Here is a 24488-nt window from a genome sequence, read left to right as displayed (position 1 = left end):
TTTGGGTATCAGTATTAGCCATTAAACCATTAGGATCGTTGATGAGTGTGGAACATGAACTAGAGTTAGATTCGCAAACAGAACTGTTGGAGCGACTACAGTTATTAACGCGTTTTGGTTCCAATCTAGTAAGTGTGTTTGGCGGTCTAGGTGCGGGAAAATCTTGGTTAGCCCAACGTTACCTTGAGTACTGGGCGGCCGATAAAAATCAATCTTTACTCTTATGTCATCCTAATCAAAGTGATGAGCAGCATCGAACCACCATTCTCAGTCAAGTTTTGTCAGAGCCGCTCTTTAATGCTAAAGATGCGCTGCTCGATAGTTTTTCGCGTTTAATTGATGAGCGCATGACATGTGATATTGTTGTGGTGATTGATGATGCTCATCTCCTGTCTGATACGTTACTCTCCGAATTGTGGATGTGGGTACTTGAAGCCCAGACTAATCCTCGTTGGACCATTAATGTCGTATTATTTGCTCAAGCGAATCGGCTTGATGCGTTATTAACGCGCTTAACTTATGGTCAAGAGCATAAGCCGATTGAACTCGAAATCGAGCCATTATCAGAGTATGAAGCGGATCGATTATTTGAGCAGCGAGTGATGCGTTATGTTGATCCTGCCCTTGAGCGTCAAGCTCGCATCGCATATAAAAAAGTGAATTATCTTCCGGGAGAGATCATGGCGTTAGTTGATCAAAAGCGTGAGAAACGCATTATTATCCGCTCGATTATTGGTTCACCGTTGAATATTGGCTTGCTGGTGCTGTTATTGATGTTGTTTATTGGAGGCGGTTATTGGTGGTTGTGGTCTCAACCTGCCCCTAACGAGGCTTTACCTTTATTGACTCAACACGCTGAACAAACGGTCATTCCAACGTTGCCTTCTCAACAAGACAATGCTCGTGCTTATCAAAATGTCGCTGTGACGCCTTCACAACCGAACACATCCAATGCGATGGCTGATGACGCCATTGCTTTACCTCCCAAAGTGGTTGAGAGTTTAGATGGGGTCGGTATCGCTGATAGTGCTCAGCAGCGCGTAGTGATCACCTCGGATGTGGTTGATGCGCTACTGGATGGGCGTTCAGGGGCCATCGATGCTACTGAGAATCGATCTTCGACTACTCCAACGACTCATAATGATTCACCCATAACGGATGGCTCTTTGCCATCATCGGGGCCTATTCGTTTCTCCTTTGCCAGAGAAGAGTTAATGGCGATGTCACCCCGTAGTTATACCCTGCAATTAGCGGCGGTAAATTCTTTGCAAGAAGTACAAAATTTCATGGATCGTTACTCTCTGACAGAAACGCTATACGTCTATCCGACAGTTCGTGATGAGGTGGATTGGTATATCGTTACTTATGATAACTATCCAACCATCCAGTTAGCTCGTGACGCGGTGGCTACTTTACCGCCAGCGGTACAAGCGCTCGGCCCTTGGGCAAAATCACTGAGCCAAGTTCAGCGTGAAATTCAACGTGCGAAATAACGCTGAGATTCGGTGGAAAATATGTTACATTCCGCACCCTTATTTTTTGGTGATTGATTAGAGCAGTAGATGAAAAAGCAGCGTGCCTTTTTGAAATGGGCTGGGGGAAAATTTGGCCTAGTCGAAGAGATTCAACGCCATCTGCCACCTGCAAGTCAGTTGGTTGAGCCTTTTGTCGGTGCTGGTTCGATTTTCCTCAATAGCGATTTTGACCATTATTTATTGGCGGATATTAATCCGGATTTAATCAATTTATACAATTTATTAAAGCATCAGCCGCAAGAGTATATTCGCGAAGCTAAACGCTGGTTTACACCGGAAAATAATCGTAAAGAAGCTTATTTAGACGTACGTAAGCAGTTTAATGACTGCGATGACGTGATGTATCGCTCGCTGGCTTTTTTGTATATGAATCGTTTTGGCTTTAATGGCTTATGCCGTTATAACAAAAAAGGTGGGTTCAACGTCCCGTTTGGCTCGTACAAAAAACCCTATTTCCCTGAAGCCGAACTGGAGTTTTTTGCGCAGAAAGCGCAGCGTGCCACGTTTATTTGCGCGAGTTACCAACAAACTTTCCATCAAGCCATGGCATCGAGTGCTATTTACTGTGATCCTCCTTATGCGCCGTTGTCGAATACCGCGAATTTTACGGCTTATGCGGGGAATGGATTTAGCCTTGATGACCAAGCCGCTTTAGCCGATTTGGCTGAGAAAACCGCCCAAGAGCGGGGTATTCCGGTCCTTATTTCCAATCACGATACGATTTTAACTCGTCGCCTTTACCATGGTGCGCAACTGAATGTGGTTAAAGTTAAGCGCACGATCAGCCGTAATGGCGCTGGGCGGAATAAAGTCGATGAGTTATTAGCCTTGTTTACACCAGAGTCAATGAGGTAATGCTCACTCTCTGAGGGAGTGAATATCGCTTCCGGTTAGGATCTTTGTCACCCCTAGGTTAGAATGCTCAGCATATTTTGTTTGCTATGTTCTATCACCGAAGAGGTCAGGTATGAAAGATTTTCTTATTGCTCCGTCCATTCTCTCTGCAGATTTTGCGCGTCTTGGCGACGATGTTGATAAAGTGCTTGCCGCTGGAGCGGATGTGATTCACTTTGATGTGATGGATAATCATTACGTACCCAATCTGACCTTTGGTGCGCCGATTTGTAAAGCGCTACGTGACTATGGTATTACCGCACCAATCGATGTACATCTTATGGTTGAGCCGGTTGATCGAATTATTCCTGACTTTGCTAATGCAGGTGCGTCGATGATCACCTTCCATGTGGAAGCCTCGAAGCATGTCGATCGCACCTTACAACTGATCAAAGAGCATGGTTGTCAGGCTGGGGTGGTATTGAATCCCGCCACACCACTCAGTCATCTTGATTACATTATGGATAAAGTTGATTTGATTCTCCTAATGTCGGTCAATCCAGGGTTTGGTGGTCAATCTTTTATTCCGCACACGTTAGATAAGCTACGTGCGGTGCGTGAGCGTATTACGCAAAGCGGTCGCTCTATTCGTTTGGAAATAGACGGTGGTGTGAAAGTCGAGAATATCCGTGAAATCGCTCAAGCTGGCGCGGATATGTTTGTTGCCGGTTCAGCTATTTTTGGTGAGCCAGACTATAAAGCGGTGATTGATGCTATGCGCAGTGAACTAGCTGGCGTTGAATACCGTAAATAACAAAATATTTATTATTCCTTACCGCTGAGCGCCGATGACGTTAATCGGCGAGCGACTTTGATTCGTCGGTAGGGAGAGCACAAATAGGACAGAGTTTTGCAATCAATAAAATTAATCGCGTTTGATCTCGATGGCACACTGCTTGATAGTGTGCCGGATCTTGCTGTTGCAGCTGATCAAGCGGTGCGCGCTTTGGGCTATCCTGGAGTAACGGAATCTCAGGTACGTGACTATGTTGGTAATGGTGCCGATGTGTTAATCGGTCGCTGTTTAAGTCAAAGTCTCAATATCGATCCCAAGTTGAATGATGATACTCGCCAGCAAGCGCGTTTGTTATTTGATGAGTATTATGCGCAAACCGGCCACCAATTGAGCCACCTCTATCCGAATGTAAAGCATACCTTGGCAGAACTGCATCGCGCGGGGTTTATTTTAGCGTTGGTGACCAATAAGCCGAGTAAATTTGTGCCTGATGTTCTTGCTCAACACGGTTTAGCTGAGCTATTTAGTGACGTGATTGGTGGCGATACCTTTAGCCATAAAAAACCCGATCCCATGGCGCTTCATTGGTTGCTTGAAAAGCACCAATTAAAAGCTGAGCAAATGCTGATGGTCGGTGATTCGAAAAACGACATTTTAGCCGCCCAAAATGTGGGTTGTGCTTCATTTGGCTTAACCTATGGTTATAACCACGGTGAGCCAATCGCCAATGCCAAGCCTGATGTAGTGGCGGATGATATCGTTCAACTCCTCGATGTTGTTATGGTTTGCGCGTAAAAATTATCACTTGCCTCTGGTAAAATACTCATCAATGAGTACACTGCTAAACTGCGCCTATTCACTGTAAGCGCAGTTTTTTATTGGTTTCATATCCATCCTACTTGAAGCTACTGCGGTGTTGGCGATGTTTGTTCACCCCAAGCATAGAACTTATCTATGCTCATGGGATTGATTTGCCACCGACTAGCTATGCTCAGTGGTGTGGGTATCGCCTTCCCTTATTTTGAATCACAAGGAAATTATATTCATGAGCAAACCCATCGTATTGAGTGGCGTTCAACCATCTGGTGAACTCAGCATTGGTAACTATTTGGGTGCTCTGCGTCAATGGCAACAGATGCAAGATGATTATGATTGTCAGTACTGTGTGGTTGATTTACATGCGATTACCGTACGTCAAGATCCAAAGGCGCTATATGAAGCAACACTCGATGCGTTGTCTATTTGCCTTGCCGTTGGTGTCGATCCACAAAAAAGCACCCTGTTTGTTCAATCTCATGTGCCTGAACATACTCAACTTGGCTGGATTCTTAATTGTTATACCCAAATGGGTGAACTCAGTCGCATGACTCAGTTTAAAGATAAATCGGCTCGTTATGCTAACGATGTTAATGCTGGGTTATTTGGTTATCCAGTATTGATGGCGGCCGATATCTTGCTCTATGGCGCGCATCAAGTTCCCGTAGGCAGCGATCAAAAACAGCATCTCGAACTTGCTCGTGATATCGCGACACGTTTTAACAATATTTACAGTCCGGAACAACCGATCTTCACCATTCCTGAACCGTACATTCCGCAAGTGAATGCACGAGTCATGAGCCTGCAAGATGCGACCAAGAAAATGTCAAAATCGGACGATAATCGTAAAAATGTGATTACCTTATTAGAAGATCCCAAGTCGATTATCAAGAAGATCAATAAAGCGCAAACGGATACCGAAACGCCACCGCGTATTGCCTTTGATACTGAGCAAAAAGCTGGTATCTCGAATTTAATGAGCCTATATTCAGCGGCCACAGGCAAAACCTTTGCTGAGATTGAAGCACAATATCAAGGCGTTGAAATGTACGGTCCTTTTAAAAAGGACGTCGGTGAGGCATTGGTCGCGATGCTTGCTCCGGTACAAGCGGAGTACCATCGTATTCGCGATGATAGAAACTATCTCGATGCGGTAATGAAAGCTGGAGCTGAAAAAGCCTCCGCTCGCGCTGCACTGACATTGAAAAATGTTCAGCAAGCGGTTGGATTTGTGCCTCGTCCATAAGCTGTTCCTTGATTCTACGACACTGAATAAGCCCAAAGCGAATGACTCACTTTGGGCTTATTTGTCTACTGGCGACTACAAGATAAATCAACCCGGTCTACACTTAGTGGGAGTGGTACAGTAAGGGGATCGCGATGAAATGGTGGTTACTGTGTGGATTGCTGATCATCAGCAATGGGTTAGCTGCGAGCCCTTTACGGGTTTGTGTGGGCAATATGAATGTGTGGCCGCCGTTTACTTATTGGCAAGGCGCTACCGATGAAGAAAAAGCTCAATCACTAACCGGCTCAGCCACGACATTGGTATTGCAATCCCTTGAACACTTAAACGTTGATTATCAGCTTTTGTTTATGCCGTGGGCGAGAGTGCAGCATGAGCTAGCTCAGGCGAATGGACGTTGTGATTTGACGTGGAATGCCAGCTATCGTCATGACAGAGCGGAGTATAGCCACTTTTCAGTCACTCTGTATCGTATTCAACTCGGTTATTTTACCCTCGCTGATTCGAATAATCTCCTCAGTCATCATCAAGATTCTGGTGTATTGTGTGGTGTACACGGTTTTAACTATCAAGACTTTGGCTTATCTCGCGAGCCATCGCTGCGTGTAAACACCGTGCAACAAGCGTTAGATATGTTACAAAAGCAGCGCTGTGATTGGTTTTTAAGTGAAATTGAGCCAATTTATGGTGGTATTCAGCTTGGTCTTTATCAGCTTGAACGGCCAATTACGCCCCATTTATTGGGTAGAGATAAGCAGTTTCATGTGCAAATTCGCCGTGATTTACCAGAGGCATTACCCCTACTCAATGGTATTAACCAGTATTTGTTAGATGCCCAGCAAAGTGGACATGCACAAGCTGTATTTGATCGTTTTTTATTGTTCAATGCGGCGGAACATCAAGACCCTTAATGTCGATGACTCTTATTCTACTCAAGTAAAGCACTTGCCTTTCTACAACGGTGCTGCACAATATCGCCCTCTGTTTCTTCAACTGACTGGCGCGGCTGACATTATGTTGCTTCTCATCGATAACTACGATTCTTTTACCTACAACTTATATCAATATTTTTGTGAATTAGGTGCAGAGGTTAACGTTGTACGTAATGATCAGATTGATATAAAGGGGATTGAAGCCCTTAATCCGAGCCATTTAGTGATTTCTCCCGGACCTTGTACGCCGAATGAAGCGGGGATTTCTCTTCAAGCTATCGCTCATTTTGCCGGGAAACTACCGATATTAGGGGTATGTCTTGGTCATCAGGCGATTGCGCAAGTGTTTGGTGGACAAGTGGTGCGCGCCAGACAAGTCATGCACGGCAAAACATCACAGATTAAGCACAATGGACGCAGTGTATTTGTTGGCTTAAATAACCCATTGACGGTTACTCGTTATCACTCATTAGTGGTTGAGGCTCATTCATTACCAGCTTGTTTTGAGCTCACGGCGTGGACGGAATTAGACGATGGTTCTGTCGATGAAATTATGGGTTATCAACACCGAACGTTACCGATTGATGCGGTGCAGTTTCATCCCGAATCGATTAAAACTGAGCAAGGGCATCAGCTACTGGCCAATTTCTTAAATCGTTAAGCCAATCATTACCGATCTTGATCACTTTTCTTAACATTTCTTTGTGCTAAATGGCGCTTGATTGTGATGTGCAATTTTATGCGCCTTTATAGCCTCTCTTCTTATTGAATCCCTTGCCTTGCAATGGTTATCTATTCTATTTTGCATGCGAAGGTAAAAAATACTTCATAAAAGACAACGGTTAGTGCATAAATAATCAGAGGCGATATCAAGTATACTGATATTGATGTCGTGAAAAGAATATTTCGCTATTGAATTGGTTAATATTTTGTAAATACAATGCTGTATTAGTGGTAATGCCATACAAAATCTTACATTAGGGTTTTGTTGCCAAATGGCTGAGCAACTTGGCATGCGGTATAAGAAGGAATGGGTAATGACAATGGAAAAACAGATACAACGTGGTTTATTTGATGAGGTAATGGTGCCTTGTTATAACCCGATGGCGTTCATCCCAGTAAAAGGACAAGGCTCCCGTGTGTGGGATCAGCAGGGGCGAGAGTACATCGATTTTGCTGGTGGTATCGCCGTTAGTTGTTTGGGGCACTGCCATCCTGCCATGGTTAATGCCTTAACCGAACAAGCCAATAAATTGTGGCATTTGAGCAATGTGATGACCAATGAGCCGGCATTGCAACTTGCTAATAAATTGATTGAGTTGAGTTTTGCTGACAAAGTTTTTTTTGCCAACTCTGGCGCTGAAGCTAATGAAGCGGCCCTGAAATTAGCTCGTCGTTATGCGGCTGACGTTTATGGTCCAGAGAAAACGGAAATCATTGCCTTTAAACAAGGTTTCCATGGTCGGACTTTTTTCACTGTAACCGTGGGTGGACAAGCGGCTTACTCTGACGGTTTTGGACCGAAACCCGGCGATATTACTCACCTGCCTTATAACGATATTGATGCTTTGCAAGCGCATATATCGGATCGCACCTGCGCGATCATGATGGAGCCTCTACAAGGTGAAGGCGGTATTATTTCACCAACGCCAGAATTTGTTCAGGCGGTGCGTGAACTGTGTGATAAGCATAATGCGCTACTGATTTTTGATGAAGTTCAAACCGGTAATGGGCGTACGGGGCATTTTTATGCTTACCAAGGCTTAGGTGTCACGCCAGATATCTTAAGTACGGCGAAATCATTAGGTGGAGGCTTCCCGATTGGTGCGATGTTAACCACTAATAAGCTTGCCGAGCATATGAAAGTCGGTACCCATGGTTCAACGTATGGCGGTAACCCGTTAGCGTGCGCTGTTGGTCTGGCCGTCGTTGATATTGTTAGTCAACCAGAAACCTTAGCGGGTGTGAAGCAACGTGAAGCTTGGTTTCGCGAGGGATTAACCAAAATCAATGATAAGTACCATGTGTTTTCTGAAATCCGTGGTCAAGGTTTACTGCTTGGCGCAGCACTCAATGAGCAGTGGCAAGGCCGTTCTCGAGACATTTTATTAGCGGCTGGAGAGCAAGGATTAATGCTGTTGGTGGCGGGACCGAACGTGATCCGTATGACGCCTTCATTATTGATCACTCAACAAGAAATCGAACAAGGATTGGCTAAACTCGAGCAAGCGATCGCAACACTCGTGTAGTCTTTCTGCTATTCACACCCACCATGGATAGCGGTGGGTGTTTGCTGTCTTCGCTAGGCCAAACTGGCCTAGTGCTATGCATCTGGAGGGAATATTGATGCTAGTTATTCGCCCTATTGCAACGTCTGACTATCCGGCACTTCATGACTGTGCCATTGAATCGGGTCATGGCTTTACGTCACTGCCCGTTAACCAAGAACTCCTCACCAATCGTATTGAACACTCAGAATACAGCTTTGCCAAACCGTCCGTGACGCAACCAGGGGATGAAGGTTATTTAATGGTCGGTGTAGACAGTGTAACCGGAGAGGTGGCCGGTACAACGGGTATTGAAGCGGCGGTTGGTTGGGATCGCCCTTTTTATTCTTATCATATAAGTACCATTGTCCATGCCTCACATAAGCTTGGGGTCAACAATGTCGTCAAATTACTCACCTTTGGTAACAACTACACCGGATGCTCAGAAATTTGCAGCTTATTTTTGCGAGAGCACTTTCGCCAAGGTTTAAATGGCCGCTTAATGTCGAAGAGTCGTTTTTTAATGATGGCGGAGCATCCAGAACGTTTCTCTAAAACCATCTTTGCTGAGATGCGAGGTGTCTCTGATGCGGATGGTAATTCTCCCTTTTGGCAGTGGCTGCAAGAGCACTTCTTTTCGATCGATTTTACCTTGGCTGACTATTTAACTGGGATCGGTAAAAAAGGTTTTATTGCCGACTTAATGCCCAAGTTGCCGATTTATATCAATTTACTCAGTCCTGAAGCTCAAGCGGTGATTGGCCAAGTGCACGAGAATACTCGTCCAGCCCTCAAGCTATTGGAAGACGAAGGATTTACTTGTCGCAATTACGTCGATATTTTTGATGCCGGCCCAGCCGTTGAATGTGATGTCCGTAATATTGAATCGGTACGTAATTCGGTTCGAGCAAGAGTGGAAGTTGCCCGTCACTCCAGTACTCAACAGTATTTAATGTGCAATACCTCATTTACTCATTTTCGTGCTACCGCTGAAAAAGCGGCCTATAACCCTGAACGAGAAACGGTATTGATTACTCCCGAAGTGGCTCAAGCATTACAGGTTGACCAAGGGGATTGGTTAAGAATTTTGGCTCAATAGTTTAGAGAAGGAAGATAAAATGACTCAGTGGATAGCAGGTCAATGGATTGCTGGACAAGGCGATGCGTTGAGTTCAATCAGCCCTTACGATGATCAAGTGATTTGGCAAGGCAATAGCGCCACGGCAGAGCAAGTTGAACAAGCGATCAGCGCGGCTCGCCAAGCATTCATCGCATGGAAAAATCGGCCATTTTCTGAGCGTGAACAAGTGGTGTTGGCGTTTGCTGAGCAGGTCAAAGCCAACAGTGAAAAAATTGCAGAAGTGATTGCCAAAGAAACCGGCAAACCGCTATGGGAAACGCGCACCGAAGCGGCGGCGATGGCTGGTAAAATTGCGATTTCTATTCGTGCTTATCATGAGCGTACTGGGCAGCAGCAACGTGAGGTGGCAGGCAATACGATTGTATTGCGGCATCGTCCTCTTGGCGTAATGGCGGTATTTGGTCCGTATAATTTTCCTGCTCATTTGCCCAATGGCCATATTGTTCCTGCTTTACTGGCTGGTAATACCGTGGTGTTTAAACCCTCTGAGCAAACACCTTGGACTGGTGAGCTAGCGATGCAATTGTGGCAAGCGGCGGGATTGCCCGATGGTGTGCTTAACCTAGTGCAAGGTGCGAAAGAAACGGGCATTGCGCTCGCGCAATCAAAAAATATTGATGGCTTGCTCTTTACTGGTAGTGCCAATACCGGTCACCTCTTACATCGTCAGTTTGCCGGTCAACCCGATAAAATGTTAGCTCTGGAGATGGGCGGCAATAATCCGATGGTGATTTCTGAGCACTATGGCGATATTGATGCGGCGGTATACACCATTATTCAGTCAGCCTTTATTAGTGCAGGACAACGCTGTACTTGTGCTCGTCGCCTTTATTTACCTGAAGGGAAAAAAGGCGATCAGCTGCTCGATAAACTGCTAAAAGCGACCGATCAGCTGCGCATTGATCAGCCTTTTGCTGATCCTGCCCCCTTTATGGGGCCACAGATTTCACGTGCCGCCGCTGAGTTTATTTTGACGGCACAAGCGAATTTACAAGCGTTAGGCGGAAAATGTTTATTAACCGCGAAGGCTCAACAAGCGGCGTTCGTCACACCAGGGATTATTGATGTCACTGCGATTAATGATTTACCTGATGAAGAATATTTCGGCCCATTATTGCAAGTCATTCGTTATCAAACACTGCCTCAAGCTGTAGCGCTGGCTAATAATACGCGCTTTGGTTTATCAGCAGGGTTAGTGTCGACCGACGATCAAGAGTGGCAATATTTTATTGATCATATTCGCGCTGGCATCGTTAACCGTAACCGTCAACTTACCGGAGCCAGTGGCGATGCTCCCTTTGGTGGGCCGGGTGCGTCAGGTAACTTGCGTCCCAGCGCGTTTTACGCCGCGGATTACTGTGCTTACCCAATGGCGTCGATGGAAGGGCAAACGACAGAATTACCCGCAACACTATCACCAGGGTTTGTTTTGCCTTAAATCGTCAACACAGCTAAAGCGTGTCGATAATGTTTAACCCATAACGTCTCTATCGCGAGAGGCGTTATCCACCCACTGACAAGGAGGCGTCATGACGCCAAGTACGCTTTTTCAATGTTTATGGAATGACTATATTCAGCGTCTTTGCCCTGCGGCAGAAAAAGTCCATCATTTGCTGCAGGAAGACGAAGCACTGATCAATGACCACATTGCTTTACGAACCTTTAATATAGCACCACTGGGTATAGAGACTTTGGCCAAGCCGTTTCTGGCCTTAGGCTACGTTGCTTGTGGTGATTATCTGTTTGAAAGCAAAAAGCTGGTGGCGAAGCATTATGAGCATCCTGATCCTAAGCAACCTAAGGTGTTTATTAGTGAATTAAAGGTGGAGGAGTGCTCCGCAGAGTTACAATCGATAGTCGCTAAGTTAGTGGCTCAAGTGGATACCACTCGCTTTGATAATGTCGATTTTCTTTACGCTGGTCGTCTATGGGATCTCTCGTTTGCGGATTATCAAACCTTAGCTAAAGAGAGCGAATATGCGGCATGGTTGGCGGCTCATGGTTATGGTGCCAATCACTTTACGGTGAGTGTTAATCAGCTCAAGGCATTTAATGAAGTGAAAGCGGTCAATGATCATCTGCGTCAGGCTGGCTTTACTATCAATGAAAATGGCGGTGAAGTGAAGGGCACACCAGAAGTGTTACTAGAACAGTCCTCGACCATGGCTGATAAGGTGCCAGTCTCGTTTAACGACGGTGTTGAAGTAATCCCCGGTGGTTTTTATGAGTTCGCTAAACGTTATCCAATGGCGAACGGTCAACTGTATAGCGGCTTTGTGGCAGCTTCAGCAGATAAAATCTTTGAAAGTACCGATCTTCGTTCTTAATCCTCTGAATAATACCCCATGCTCGACGAGCAACAAAAAAGCTACTTTAGATGTCTAAAGTAGCTTATTCAGATTATTCGCTATGTTCAAACCAGAGGTCAACGAGTGCCGTAGACCACGATGGTTTTACCGTGTGCGGATATCAGGTTTTGCTCTTCAAGCATTTTTAGAATACGGCCAACGGTTTCACGAGAGCAACCAACAATTTGACCAATTTCTTGACGAGTGCTCTTGATTTGCATGCCATCTGGATGTGTCATAGCATCAGGTTGTTTTGCTAGGTTTAACAGAGTTTGCGCAATACGACCGGTTACATCAAGGAACGCCAAATCACCGACTTTTTGGCTGGTCACTTGTAGACGACGGGCCATTTGTCCTGATAGACGCATCAGAATATCGGGGTTAACTTGAATCAATTGGCGGAATTTCTTAAAAGAAATTTCTGCGACTTCACAAGGGGATTTAGCTCGAACCCAAGCAGTACGCTCTTGATCTTCTTCGAATAGACCAAGTTCGCCGATAAAATCGCCTTGGTTAAGGTAAGAAAGAATCATCTCTTTACCTTCTTCGTCTTTAATCAGTACCGCAACAGAACCTTTGACAATGTAGTACAAGGTTTCCGCCTTTTCGCCCGCATGGATCAGCGTGCTTTTGGATGGGTACTTATGAATATGACAATGTGAAAGGAACCACTCTAGTGTTGGGTCGGTTTGAGGTTTACCTAGAACCATAATATCTCACTTCCTCTGCAGGGTACGCTCGCTGCTGTCCGTATATCTTAGCGAAGCCTTAATGGATTAACTAGAATAAGAGGACTTCCTAATGGCTGCAAGCTATCTTGTGTTCGGTAAGGAATAGTATCCTTTTTCGAACGCGATTTCTTGATTTTAATCGTATCAAACCATGGATATTTTACGCAAAAACGTGCACATGATCACGGTATGAAAAGTAATCGTGTTAATTACACTTTAGCCTAACCCATTATGCGAATTTCTTACTCATCAGGTCAAGATGAGGTATCTCAACCAATTTTTCCCGATTCAATTAATTGCTGGAGTAAGGGCTGTACGATAAGTTCCATGGCAAAGCCCATTTTTCCTCCAGGAACCACAATTGTGTTGTGGCGCGACATAAACGAGCCGTCGATCATCGCCAGTAAATAGGGATAATCGACATTCTTTATGCCGCGTAAACGGATCACCACAAAGCTTTCATCCAAACTCGGTATGCCTTTCGCGTTGAGAGGATTTGAGGTATCGACCGTAGGCACTCGTTGAAAGTTAATGTGCGTACGCGAAAACTGTGGGGTAATGTAATTCAGATAATCGTCCATTGAGCGAACGATAGAATCCATGACGGCTTCACGGGAATGGCCGCGATCACGAGTATCGCGCACATACTTTTGAATCCACTCTAAATTGACAATTGGGACCATACCAATTAAAAAATCGACATGTTGCGCGACATTAATGTCACCATCGACCACACCGCCGTGTAATCCCTCATAAAACAAGACATTAGTATCGTCAGGCAGTTGCTGCCAAGGTGTAAAGGTTCCGGGCATCTGATTATAGGGGACGGCTTCATCGAAAGTATGTAGATAACGACGGATTTGTCCTGCCCCCGTTTTGCCATATTGGCGGAAAAAATCTTGCAGAGCAGGGAAGTCATTCGCTTGTGGCCCGAAGTAGCTAATATGTCGACCTTGTTCCCTTGCTTTGCGGATTTCAATATCCATTTCTGGTCGCGTGAAGCGGTGGAAGCTATCACCTTCCACCCAAGCGGGTTTAATGTTCATCATATTGAACATTTTACGGAAAGCTTCTGATGTGGTCGTTGTACCAGCGCCTGATGAACCGGTGACCGCAATAATGGGGTGTTTTGCTGACATGACAAACCTTGTCTAGTAATCCTTGAAGGGCGAAGCCCATGACTGCTTCACTATATCATGGAAAAAACGCAGCAGAAAACGCCGATTTTTTCTGTCAGCGAGTGGTCGTTTTAATATCGATCGTTTCGTGTAACTCAGAATAGACGATCATCGCTTGTCCACTGCGCAGTTGAGCGATAACTTGATCGATTTTATCTTGTAAGCTGATTTCACTTTCACCGTAGTCAGTGCCTTCCCTTAAGACGAACTCACGAATTAAATTGTGTAAAGTTTCACTGGCGATCTGTTGCCAAGGAACGATCATAAATACCTCATGATTTTATGAACTGATAATCTCTGTTTTACGATGTTTCGCTGCAATAGGACGCTAATTTTTATCTCTGTCGCCAATCAGCGTAGTAACTCGGCAAAGCCTGCTCTAGCCAGAACTTAGGTTGACCTAAGCTGCCAGTTAAAAAGCCAACATGGCCACCATGCTCAAACAATTGGTAATTAATCTGCGGGTTTAAAGGACCACGCGGGATAACTGCTTCAGTCATAAACGGATCATCGGCTGCATGAATGATCAGCGTGGGAATGGTAATCGCATTTAATTTGATAATACCTGAGCATTGTTGATAGTAGTCCTGTGCATCTTTAAAACCATGCAGCGGTGCAGTGATCAAATCATCAAATTGGTAGAGTTTGCTCACCCGGCGGATACATTGGGTGGTTAAGCCTAGCTCGTTTTGCAGTAATGGCGCTTTTTTTAAGGCGTTGTTTTTTAATGACGAGAGTAAATAGCGACGATAAACTTTTGAAAAGCCCTGTTCAATACGTTGCGAACACGCGGCTAAATCCAGTGGTGCGGAAATGATGGTTGCCGCATCGACAATAGGATCATCCTGATAGCGCGCCAAATAATTGACCAGCATATTACCGCCTAAAGAGACTCCAGTCGCGATGATGGTACGTTGAGGAAATTGTTCGCGTAGGTATTCAAGTACGAAACGCGCGTCTTCGGTCTCACCGGAATGGTAAGCTCGTGCTAAGCGGTTGGGTTTTCCGCTGCAACCTCGAAAATGCATCATCACCGATAGCCAACCATGTTGGGCAAATGCCCCCATCAATCCATTCGCATAAGGGCTATAAAAGCTGCCCTCTAAACCATGGAATAAAACAAAAATAGGTTTATCGACAGATGGCTTGGCCGATTCACTCCAAGCTAAATCGAGGAAATCGTTATCTGGCGTGGTTAAGGTTTGCCAAACTGGCGTAAAGCAAGCCGCTCGACGAATTAAGCGCGGTAGTAGGGTTTGTAAATGTGGATTGGTTAATCCATTCGCGGCAATAAACGGCGACATAAAAACCTCAATTCTTAATGATCGTTATGTTTGTTCTATTGGGGAAGAGAACAGAGGGATCAAATGTTCAGCGCCAAGTTGAAGACAGTAACGCTCGGTCAATGCGGAGTCTCTGGCTGGGGATAATTTGAACCCCTGGACGCAGTCAACCAGCTCCGCTTGCTGCTGTTTTTCTAACCGTAATTCAAATTGCAGTGCTTCACGGTACAGTGTTTCTGACAGATGAGACTTTAGCTTACGACGCAGCTCACGAAAAGAGTGAACTAAGCTTTCTGAATGACTTAAACGTGCCAATAGCCGTGGCCAATCTGAGTCGCTAATGTCAAGTTGTTGTTCATCTAACCATTTGAGCAGTAAAAGTAAATTTACATTTCCTTGAAACTGGTTTTGCAGACACAAGCACGCCTCTTTCACTTCATTAACCGCATAATAGTCAAGGCTAAATTGCCATAAGCCTTCTAACGTTAATGATGAATGCGCGTGTGTTGGTATCATGATTGATGAAATTCCTGTTCCAGTTGCTCAAGATGTTCTTGCTCGGCCATCCAATCACTTTCTACTTGCTCAAGGGCACTTTTTGCTGTGGCCTGATTAGCAATCACTTCGGTTAATTGGGCTTTATTCTCCGCGTCATACAAACTGGACTCAGAAAGGGTTAACTCGGCTTGAGCGAGAATCGCATTCAACTTATCCATTTTCTCTTCTAACTGTGTCAATTTTTTGCGAATTGGCGCGGTCTGTTTACGAAAATCGGCTTCGCGGCGTTTTTGTTCTTTTTTCGCTGCAGCACTGTTGGTGCTGTCTTTGACGGGTTGAGTGGCTTGGGCTTCTTTACGCGCAATTTTCTGTTGATCGGTTAGCCATTTGTAGTAATCGGTTAAGTCACCATCAAAAGGAGCGACTTGCTGATCATGCACTAAATACAGCTCGTCAGTGGTTGCGCGTAGTAGATAACGGTCATGACTGACGATCACCATCGCTCCCTCAAAGCTTTGTAAGGCAAAGGTCAAAGCTTGGCGCATGTCTAAATCTAAATGGTTGGTCGGTTCGTCCAACAACAACAGATTAGGTTTTTGCCAGACAATCAGTGCTAGTACTAAACGGGCTTTCTCGCCCCCGGAGAAAGGGGCCACTTTTTCTAGCGCTTTTTCCCCCTGAAAACCAAAACTGCCTAAATAATTGCGCAGCTCAAGTTCGGTTTTATCAGGAGCAATCTGCATCATGTGCTGTAACGGCGTTTCTTGTGGATGTAATGTTTCCAACTGATGCTGGGCAAAGTAGCCGATTTTCACGCCTTGAGAGTAAGTGAGATCGCCACTTTGCGGTTTCAGTTCACTGGAGAGCAGTTTGATTAATGTTGATTTACCCGCGCCATTACGTCCTAGCAAACCAATTCGGCTACCCGGGACTAAGTTAAGACGAATCTTTTCGAGGATCAGTCGATCGTCATATCCGGCGGCCACGTTATCCATCATTAAAATCGGATTAGGCAAGGCTGCGGGTTGACGAAACTCAAAGCTAAAGGGGTTATCAAATTGCGCTGGTAAAACTTGCTCCATTTTTTCCAGTGCTTTAATTCGGCTTTGTGCTTGGCGCGCTTTTGAGGCTTTATAGCGAAAGCGATCAATATAGCTTTGCATGTGTGCCATCTGCTTTTGCTGTTTTTGATATTGCGCTTGTTGCTGCATTAGCTTTTGCGCGCGTTGTACTTCAAACGATGAGTAGTTACCGGTGTATTCATTGAGCTGCTGATTTTCAATATGGATAATCCGATTGACGATCGGATCAAGAAAATCGCGATCGTGAGAGATCAGTAATAACGTACCAGGATAGGTTTGTAGCCAACGCTCGAGCCACATGACCGCATCTAAATCGAGGTGGTTGGTTGGTTCATCAAGCAGCAGCAAATCAGAGCGACAAATCAGCGCTTGGGCAAGGTTAAGGCGCATACGCCAACCACCAGAAAATTGGGTCAAATTCCAACTCATTTGTTGCTGACTAAAGCCTAAACCATCCAGCAGTTCGGCTGCACGCGCTTGAATACTATAACCACCAATGGTTTCAATATGACCATGTAATTCGGCGACACGGGTGCCATTATCTTGCTGTTCTGCTTCACGGAGTTGTTGTTCTAAGCGACGATATTCTCGATCACCATCAATCACATACTCTAAAGCTTGTCGCTCTAAAGCGGGCGTTTCTTGGGCAACCCAGGCCAATTCCCAATGAGCCGGTTGATTAAATGAGCCGGCATCAATCGATAGCTCCTCTTTCATTAATGCAAATAGCGTTGATTTACCGCAGCCATTTTTGCCGACCAAACCGACTTTATCGCCGGGATGAATAGTGGCTGAGGCTTTATCAAGCAGCGGTTTTCCGCCACGGAGTAATTGAATGTCAGAGAAGATAATCATAAAAAGTCGAGTCTAGTTAGCCGTGTATGTCGTCGCGAATAGTAGGAGGAATCGGTATAAATGTCGATGATTATACCGATCCATTGCGCGTCTTCCTATGTGGCTCTTCATCGTTTGGATTCGCTGGGTGAGGAGAGGCTTAGCTATCGCTTAGTCGGCTTTCATACTATAATTTTCGTCACGATTGAGCAGTTTACGCTAAGGAAATCCGTTGCTTGCTCTGATAATGGATCGCTTTTATTAAAGAGAGTCAAGGAATGACTAAGGATCGAGAAACGGTTTCTTCCCACCACGCAAGCGCCGCCCACTTACCGAAAGTATTAGTGATTTACGCTCATCCCGACCCGGATCACTCGCTGGCTAATCGTCTGTTGATTGAACGAATTATCGCTTTACCTCATGTCGAAGTGCTTGATCTGTACGCGACCTATCCCGATTTTTTTATCGATGTAAATCAAGAGCATCAACGTTTACTGGCCGTTGATGTGATTGTCTTTCAACACCCGTTATACATGTATTCGTGTCCAGCATTGTTAAAAGAGTGGATTGATAAAGTGCTCGGTAAAGGCTTTGCTTTTGGGCCAGAAAGTGCACTGCAAGGTAAGCGTTGGCGAAGTGTAATCACGACCGGTGGGCATCGAGAGGCTTTTAGTGCTGAGGGATACAATCGTTATCCATTGAGTGAAATTCTACAACCTTTTGAATTAACCGCCTCGTTATGTCGTATGCGCTGGATTGAGCCGTTAGTGATGTATTGGGCAAGGCACATCAGTGATGCTGAACGCAAACAACATGCTGATCAGTATGTCGCTTGGCTAGAAGGGTTACGTCATGATGACTGATTGGCTCTCCAGTTCGGTGATTTTTTTGACGGCTGCCGTTGTCGCAGTACCGATTGCTCAACGTTTAGGGCTTGGGGCTATTTTAGGCTACTTACTCGCCGGGATTGTGATTGGTCCTTGGGGTTTTAAGCTTATCACTGATGTTAATGCGATTTTGAACTTTGCCGAATTTGGTGTGGTACTGCTGCTATTTTTAATTGGCTTAGAGCTAAATCCTAAGCGATTGTGGCAAATGAAAGGACCAATCCTTGGACAGGGTGGGTCACAGATGTTGATCACCAGCAGCGTGCTCGCGAGTGGCTTATGGATGTACGGTTTCTCTTGGCCAGTGAGTATCACTGTTGGGTTGATTCTTGCGCAATCGTCGACGGCAATAGCGCTACGTACTATTGATGAAATGCGGTTAACCTTAAGTGATACGGGACGCACGGTATTTGCCGTGTCGCTGTTCCAAGACTTAGCGGTCATTCCAACGCTTGCTTTAGTGGCCATCTTTGCCGGCCAAACAACGGGTGACAGCTTACCATTAATGTCGATGTTGGCAGGGGTAGCAGGGCTATTGATTGCTGGGCATTTCCTATTGCAGCCTTTATTTCGGTGGGTGGTAAATAGCCAAGTGCGCGAGCTATTTACGGTCGCCTCGCTATTGTTGGTGATTGCGATTGCCTTATTGATGGAAAAGCTTGGTTTGTCGATGGCCTTGGGGGCATTTCTGGCAGGCATGCTGCTTGCGGAAAGTGAGTTTCGTCATGAGTTAAGTACAGCGATTGAGCCTTTTAAAGGTTTATTGTTGGGGCTGTTTTTTATCGCCGTGGGTATGTCGGTTAATATCGCCTTACTGTGGCAGGAGTGGTGGCTGGTCAGTCTGCTGGTGATCGGGCTAATCAGTGTCAAAATGGCGATCATGTATGGTTTAGCGCGTCTAGCTAAAGTGCGTTCGAAAGCACGCAGTCGCAGCGCGTTGATTTTGAGTCAAGGCGGAGAAATTGGTTTTGTTATTTTGACGGCAGCCACGGATGGGTATTTATTAACAGATAGTCAGTCAGCGTTGCTGGTTTTAGTGATCAGTGTCTCGATGATGACGACCCCATTATTGCTCAAACTTCAAACCTTCTATTATAGCCAGACGTTAAATAGCACTGACGAGGAGCCTGACAATACGATTGACCATCAAACTCCGCAAGTGATCATCGCTGGCTTTGGCCGTTTTGGACAGATCGTTGGCCGATTAATGTACGCCAATAAGATTAAAATTACTGTACTAGAGAGTGATGCCAGCCAAATTAAACTGCTGCGTAAATATGGTTATAAGGTGTTTTATGGCGATGCGACCCACCTTGAACTGCTGCGTGCTGCGGGGGCTGCACAGGCGGAGGCGATAGTGATCTGTACCGATGAGCCCGATCAAGTGATGCGGATTGTGACTTTGTGTCAACAGCACTTTCCACAACTGAAAATCTTAGCGCGGGCGCGAAGTCGGGTAGAGGCCTATCAATTGTTAAGCCACGGTATCGCCGGGCATTCTCGAGAGACGTTTCTCGGCGCTTTAGATTTAGGACGACAAGTGCTTGTGCAATTAGGCATGCACCCTTATCAGGCTAAACGAGCAGAAGCGCATTTTCGCCGCTTGGATGTCACCATGCTGAAAGAACTATTGCCGCAGCACAGTGATGATAAAAACTTAACGTTACGGACTAAAGCGGCTCGTAAAGAGTTGGAAGAAATTTTTGGACGAGAGATGGCAAATGATCGCCAAGCTCGTGATTATTGGGAAAAACGTAGGACGAAATAGTGAGCACAAAAAAACGTTTTATTGCTGGAGCCCGTTGCCCAAATTGTAAAACAGAAGACACACTTCGCTGGTGGATAGAGAATAACATTGAGTTGGTGGAGTGTGTGGAATGTGATTACACAGAACAACGTAAACCGCAGTCGGTAGAAAAAAGTCAACATGCCACTGAACAAATGATTGGGATTTTTAAACCAGAGTAATTGAGTTTCAGTGTATAATCTTCATAATATTGCCCATCTCTCTCTTTTAATCTGAGATGAGCAAAACAAAACCAACCTCCTTGGAGCCGTTATGAAAATTGAAAAAAACGTGGTTGTGAGCATTGCCTACCAAGTAAAAATGGAAGATGGCGTGGTCGTAGACCAATCAACAGTGGAAGCCCCACTGGAGTATTTACATGGTCACAACAACCTAATCACTGGTCTTGAGCGTGAGCTCGAAGGTAAAGTTATCGGTGATAAATTTAGCGCAACTATCGCACCAGAAGATGCTTATGGTGAACACAGTGATGCGCTGGTACAACGTGTTCCTGCGGATGTTTTCCAAGGTGTGGATGAGTTGGAAGTCGGTATGCGTTTCTTAGCTGATACTGATCAGGGGCCTATCCCGGTTGAGATCACTGAGGTAGATGGTGATGAAGTGGTGGTTGATGGTAACCACATGTTAGCGGGCCAGACCTTGACGTTTGATGTTGAAGTGATTGCGCTACGTGAAGCGACAGCGGAAGAACTCGAGCATGGTCATATTCATCATGCTGGTGGCTGTGGCCACGACCATGGGCATGACCACGACCACGATGGTTGCTGCGGCGGTGAAGGTCACCACCATCATGGACAAGAAAAAGAAGGCTGCTGCGGTGGCGGTAGCTGTGGCTCTCATTAATCGATAGCCAAAGATAACTTATTACGATGGAAACCAGCGGCTAAGACCGATTGGTATTCGGAAATCGTGTAAGTTTGTCGATGATATTGAAAGCGTTAACTGTTCTACGGTTAGCGCTTTTTTTAAAGGAACTCTACGATGAAATCTCCCTTTGCAATCGCCATTCATGGCGGAGCTGGCACGATAGTGCGTGAGCAGATGAGCGCTTCACTGCAGCAAGAAATAACCCAAACCTTAGAGGCGGCGGTGCGCGCTGGACATCAGCATTTAGAGCAAGGTGGCGATGCGCTAGATGCGGTTGTCGCTGCTGTTACTTTACTTGAAGATTCGCCGTTATTTAATGCTGGCAAAGGTTCTGTCTTGACTCATCAAGAAATGGTTGAGATGGATGCCGCGGTGATGCATGGTCAACAACGGTGCGTTGGCGCGATTGCTGGGGTAAAACACATCAAAAATCCGGTTGTTCTGGCGAGAGATGTGCTGTTGCACAGTGAGCATGTGTTTTTGATTGGTGAAGGTGCTGAGGCGTTTGCTTTTGCGCACGGCCATCCGTATACCGAACAGGACTATTTTTTTACTGAGCGACGTTATGAGCAATTATTAGCCATGAAAGCCAGTGATCAAACGGCGTTATCTGAATCGGTTTATCCAGATGATAAGAAATATGGCACCGTGGGTGCGGTTGCGCTCGATCAACAGGGTAATTTGGCGGCAGCAACCAGTACTGGCGGCATCAGCAATAAGCGTTATGGACGAGTAGGGGATTCACCGATCATTGGCGCAGGTACGCTGGCTGAAAATGGTAATGTAGCGATCTCAGCAACTGGAGTGGGTGAATACTTTATTCGCTATCAGGTTGCAGGAGAAGTGGCTGCTCGAATGCGTTACCTGCAACAAGACCTCGTCACCGCTTGTGAGACGGTTATTCAAGGTGAACTCAAGCAAGTGGGAGGCGAAGGCGGATTGATCGCTATTGATCAACAGGGCTACATTCATTTTGCGATGAACAGTTCCGGCATGTATCGTGCGGCGATTGACCGTGATGGGATTTGCTCGGTAAAAATTTATGCTGATGAATAGAAGCGCTCGCTGTCTCTGTACGAGACGGTTTTTTTTTAATTGGAGTCTCGTTGCGAGTAACCGACAAGCGCAATGCGTTTAAAAAATAACTGCAACTCTAGGGATTCGGTGCTAGAATCCTCTTTTAACTAGCAATCAGACTTGGAAAGATGGGAAATAACGTAGTCGTTCTAGGCACCCAGTGGGGTGACGAAGGTAAAGGCAAGATAGTTGACCTTTTAACAGAAGATGCCAAATATGTGGTTCGCTACCAAGGCGGCCATAACGCGGGGCATACTCTAGTCATCGACGGTGAAAAAACCGTTCTTCACTTAATTCCGTCCGGTATTCTTCGCAACAACGTGAAATGCATTATTGGTAATGGCGTAGTTCTGTCACCGGATGCATTAATCAAAGAGATGACACCGCTTGAACAGCGCGGCATTCCTGTTAAGGAGCGTCTGTTCATTTCTGAAGCTTGTCCTTTGATTCTTCCTTATCATATCGCTCTTGATCAAGCACGCGAGCTGGCTCGTGGTAAAAAAGCCATCGGTACCACAGGTCGCGGTATTGGTCCTGCTTATGAAGATAAAGTGGCGCGTCGTGGCCTGCGTGTTGGCGATTTGTTCAACATGGTTTCCTTTGCTGAAAAACTTAAAGAAGTCATGGAATTCCATAACTTCCAGCTAGAGCATTTTTATAAAGTAGATCCAGTGAGCTATGACGATGTCTTAGCTCAAGTACAAGGCTACGCTGAATTGTTGACCTCTATGGTCATCGATGTGACCGATGAATTGGATGCGGCACGTAAGCGTGGTGACAAGATCATGTTTGAAGGTGCACAGGGTACACTGTTGGATATTGACCACGGTACTTATCCTTATGTAACGTCTTCTAACACAACCGCTGGTGGTGTGGCTGCTGGCTCAGGTTTTGGTCCACGTCATCTAGGTTATATCTTAGGTATCGCAAAAGCCTACTGTACTCGTGTTGGTGCAGGTCCATTCCCAACAGAATTGGATGATGAAGTAGGCAACCACTTAGGTACTAAAGGTCATGAATTTGGCGCGACGACGGGTCGTAAACGTCGTTGTGGTTGGTTTGATGCGGTGGCTATGCGCCGTGCGATTCAAATCAACTCCGTTACTGGTTTTTGTTTAACCAAGTTAGATGTGCTTGATGGGCTGGAAGAGCTAAAAATCTGTACGGGTTATCAAATGCCGGATGGTTCTGTTGCACAGGTATCACCAATGGCGGCGGATGCTTTCGAGGCGGTAACGCCTATTTACGAAACGATGCCAGGTTGGTCAGAAAATACTTTTGGCGCGACATCAATTGAGTCATTACCTCAAGCGGCGATTAATTATATTAAGCGCATTGAAGAGTTAACGGGCGTGCCAATTGATATTATTTCAACGGGTCCAGACCGTAACGAGACGATCATCAAAGTACACCCATTTAACGTGTAACTTTTTGACTCGTTTGACAATTGTTCTATTTTAAAAAGCTGGCGCTTCGCCAGCTTTTTTTATGCTTCATTATTCATACTCTTGGTCTTGGTGGCAAAAAGTTGCCGTAAAGAGGCAATTTATCCTAAAGTGAATGCGAGGGCTGCCGATACAAGAATCAAGCCGAGCCCTTGCGCGCTGTCGCGCTATACTAGTATGGCTATCGGATTCAACCAAGAGTGCAAGTATGAAGCTACGTACGGTAGCCGCTTCTATATTATTCGCATTTCACTCTTCCTTCGGTCACGCCAACGTGGCGGATGTTAAAGAGCCTGTGCCGATTTATTCTGAAGCTGAGCTAATTAAACTGATCGAACAGAACCAACACTTGGAGCGACTGAAAGCCGATCGCTGCCAGTTGGTCGAGGACATTGTTGCTCGTGCAACGCGGATCAGTCTGCCTGCTTATGAATTTTTATATGGTGATATGTTGGCGTGGGGCGTTTGTGTTGAGCAAGATGTTGAGCTGGGCTTGTACTATATGGAAAATGCTGCCCATCAAGGATTAGCCAGTGCCCTAGAGCAGCTTGGTCGTTATTATTCGCGAGGCACGTTAGTCCAGCAAGATAGAGAGCGAGCCATTCCGTACCTTCGTGAAGCAGCGGCGATGGGCAATCTGAATGCTCGGATTCATCTTGCTGAGCTGTTATTACGTGACCATGGTAGCCCGCTAGATTATGAAGATGCCTATCGCTGGTTATACAATTCCGTGACTGCCGATCAGCGAACTCACAATCGAATTACCTTGCTACGACAAGGATTAGAAATGAGGATGCCAGAAAATATCATTGCCCGAGCGAAGCGCCGTGGCAGCTTCTGGTAAATAAAGCTTGTTTATCTTAGCCTTTTTCTCTATGATTCTT

24 protein-coding genes and 1 pseudogene are annotated in these 24488 nt (G+C 45.6%); 19 read left to right on the top strand and 6 right to left on the bottom strand.

The window, feature by feature from the left end:
- Positions 1–41: 41 nt before the first annotated feature.
- The 12 genes and pseudogenes from BSR11_RS17660 to BSR11_RS11215 form a co-directional block, all read left to right on the top strand.
- A pseudogene (locus BSR11_RS17660) lies at positions 42–437 on the top strand (ATP-binding protein); the annotation flags it as partial.
- A gap of 777 nt (positions 438–1214) precedes the next feature.
- The gene (locus BSR11_RS17655) at positions 1215–1493 is read left to right on the top strand and encodes an SPOR domain-containing protein (protein ID WP_422636405.1); all 279 of its coding nucleotides are present in this window, start codon (positions 1215–1217) and stop codon (positions 1491–1493) included.
- Between the two features lie 69 nt (positions 1494–1562).
- Entirely contained in the window at positions 1563–2390 is an 828-nt protein-coding gene (locus tag BSR11_RS11260) for a Dam family site-specific DNA-(adenine-N6)-methyltransferase (protein WP_072670455.1), read from the top strand.
- A 112-nt stretch (positions 2391–2502) separates the two neighbouring features.
- Entirely contained in the window at positions 2503–3183 is a 681-nt protein-coding gene (rpe, locus tag BSR11_RS11255) for a ribulose-phosphate 3-epimerase (RefSeq protein ID WP_072670454.1), read from the top strand.
- Between the two features lie 96 nt (positions 3184–3279).
- On the top strand, positions 3280–3960 hold the full coding sequence (locus BSR11_RS11250; RefSeq protein WP_072670453.1) for a phosphoglycolate phosphatase: 681 nt from the start codon (positions 3280–3282) through the stop codon (positions 3958–3960).
- Positions 3961–4210: 250 nt separating this feature from the next.
- A complete protein-coding gene (gene trpS, locus BSR11_RS11245; RefSeq protein ID WP_072670452.1) occupies positions 4211–5227 on the top strand; it encodes a tryptophan--tRNA ligase in 1017 nt (338 codons plus the stop codon).
- 134 nt (positions 5228–5361) lie between these two features.
- Positions 5362–6138 (top strand): substrate-binding periplasmic protein, encoded by a 777-nt coding sequence (locus BSR11_RS11240; protein ID WP_072670451.1) that lies wholly within the window; start codon positions 5362–5364, stop codon positions 6136–6138.
- Between the two features lie 103 nt (positions 6139–6241).
- Positions 6242–6820, top strand: coding sequence for an aminodeoxychorismate/anthranilate synthase component II (locus BSR11_RS11235; RefSeq protein ID WP_072670615.1), 579 nt, complete (start codon positions 6242–6244; stop codon positions 6818–6820).
- 376 nt (positions 6821–7196) lie between these two features.
- On the top strand, positions 7197–8408 hold the full coding sequence (locus tag BSR11_RS11230; RefSeq protein WP_072670450.1) for an aspartate aminotransferase family protein: 1212 nt from the start codon (positions 7197–7199) through the stop codon (positions 8406–8408).
- Positions 8409–8505: 97 nt separating this feature from the next.
- Positions 8506–9525, top strand: coding sequence for an arginine N-succinyltransferase (astA, locus tag BSR11_RS11225; RefSeq protein WP_072670449.1), 1020 nt, complete (start codon positions 8506–8508; stop codon positions 9523–9525).
- Between the two features lie 19 nt (positions 9526–9544).
- On the top strand, positions 9545–11005 hold the full coding sequence (astD, locus tag BSR11_RS11220) for a succinylglutamate-semialdehyde dehydrogenase (protein ID WP_072670448.1): 1461 nt from the start codon (positions 9545–9547) through the stop codon (positions 11003–11005).
- Between the two features lie 91 nt (positions 11006–11096).
- Complete coding sequence (locus BSR11_RS11215) at positions 11097–11894, top strand: DUF1338 domain-containing protein (RefSeq protein WP_072670447.1); 798 nt, start codon at positions 11097–11099, stop codon at positions 11892–11894.
- A 98-nt stretch (positions 11895–11992) separates the two neighbouring features.
- Here the strand turns inward: BSR11_RS11215 and crp are convergent, their stop codons facing one another.
- From crp to BSR11_RS11185, 6 genes are all read right to left on the bottom strand, one after another.
- Entirely contained in the window at positions 11993–12625 is a 633-nt protein-coding gene (gene crp / locus BSR11_RS11210; protein WP_072670446.1) for a cAMP-activated global transcriptional regulator CRP, read from the bottom strand.
- Positions 12626–12915: 290 nt separating this feature from the next.
- Complete coding sequence (locus tag BSR11_RS11205) at positions 12916–13785, bottom strand: phosphoribulokinase (protein ID WP_004394498.1); 870 nt, start codon at positions 13783–13785, stop codon at positions 12916–12918.
- Positions 13786–13879: 94 nt separating this feature from the next.
- Positions 13880–14089 (bottom strand): YheU family protein, encoded by a 210-nt coding sequence (locus tag BSR11_RS11200; RefSeq protein WP_072670445.1) that lies wholly within the window; start codon positions 14087–14089, stop codon positions 13880–13882.
- 70 nt (positions 14090–14159) lie between these two features.
- Entirely contained in the window at positions 14160–15128 is a 969-nt protein-coding gene (locus tag BSR11_RS11195; RefSeq protein WP_072670444.1) for a hydrolase, read from the bottom strand.
- Positions 15129–15152: 24 nt separating this feature from the next.
- Entirely contained in the window at positions 15153–15623 is a 471-nt protein-coding gene (locus BSR11_RS11190; protein ID WP_072670443.1) for a TIGR02444 family protein, read from the bottom strand.
- The gene (locus BSR11_RS11185) at positions 15620–17542 is read right to left on the bottom strand and encodes an ABC transporter ATP-binding protein (protein WP_072670442.1); all 1923 of its coding nucleotides are present in this window, start codon (positions 17540–17542) and stop codon (positions 15620–15622) included. Before BSR11_RS11185 ends, BSR11_RS11190 begins: the two co-directional genes overlap by 4 nt.
- A gap of 257 nt (positions 17543–17799) precedes the next feature.
- Here BSR11_RS11185 and kefG point away from each other — a divergent pair, with 257 nt between their 5' ends.
- The 7 genes from kefG (at position 17800) to motX (ending at position 24448) form a co-directional block, all read left to right on the top strand.
- Positions 17800–18384: a glutathione-regulated potassium-efflux system ancillary protein KefG gene (gene kefG, locus BSR11_RS11180; protein WP_072670441.1), complete on the top strand. Its 585-nt coding sequence runs from the start codon at positions 17800–17802 to the stop codon at positions 18382–18384.
- Positions 18377–20176, top strand: coding sequence for a glutathione-regulated potassium-efflux system protein KefB (gene kefB / locus BSR11_RS11175; RefSeq protein ID WP_208604789.1), 1800 nt, complete (start codon positions 18377–18379; stop codon positions 20174–20176). The genes kefG and kefB overlap by 8 nt, the downstream gene beginning before the upstream one ends.
- Positions 20176–20376 carry a YheV family putative zinc ribbon protein gene (locus tag BSR11_RS11170; protein WP_072670439.1) on the top strand — a complete coding sequence of 67 codons (201 nt, stop codon included), beginning with the start codon at positions 20176–20178 and terminating at the stop codon, positions 20374–20376. The genes kefB and BSR11_RS11170 overlap by 1 nt, the downstream gene beginning before the upstream one ends.
- A gap of 91 nt (positions 20377–20467) precedes the next feature.
- Complete coding sequence (slyD, locus tag BSR11_RS11165; protein WP_072670438.1) at positions 20468–21058, top strand: peptidylprolyl isomerase; 591 nt, start codon at positions 20468–20470, stop codon at positions 21056–21058.
- Positions 21059–21196: 138 nt separating this feature from the next.
- On the top strand, positions 21197–22138 hold the full coding sequence (locus BSR11_RS11160) for an isoaspartyl peptidase/L-asparaginase family protein (protein ID WP_072670437.1): 942 nt from the start codon (positions 21197–21199) through the stop codon (positions 22136–22138).
- A gap of 149 nt (positions 22139–22287) precedes the next feature.
- A complete protein-coding gene (locus BSR11_RS11155) occupies positions 22288–23586 on the top strand; it encodes an adenylosuccinate synthase (RefSeq protein WP_072670436.1) in 1299 nt (432 codons plus the stop codon).
- 226 nt (positions 23587–23812) lie between these two features.
- The gene (gene motX, locus BSR11_RS11150; RefSeq protein ID WP_040903975.1) at positions 23813–24448 is read left to right on the top strand and encodes a flagellar protein MotX; all 636 of its coding nucleotides are present in this window, start codon (positions 23813–23815) and stop codon (positions 24446–24448) included.
- Positions 24449–24488: the final 40 nt, after the last annotated feature.

This window comes from Vibrio injensis (assembly GCF_001895205.1).
GTDB classification, from domain to species: Bacteria; Pseudomonadota; Gammaproteobacteria; order Enterobacterales; family Vibrionaceae; genus Vibrio; species Vibrio injensis.
This window is presented reverse-complemented; position numbering and strand designations above follow the sequence as displayed.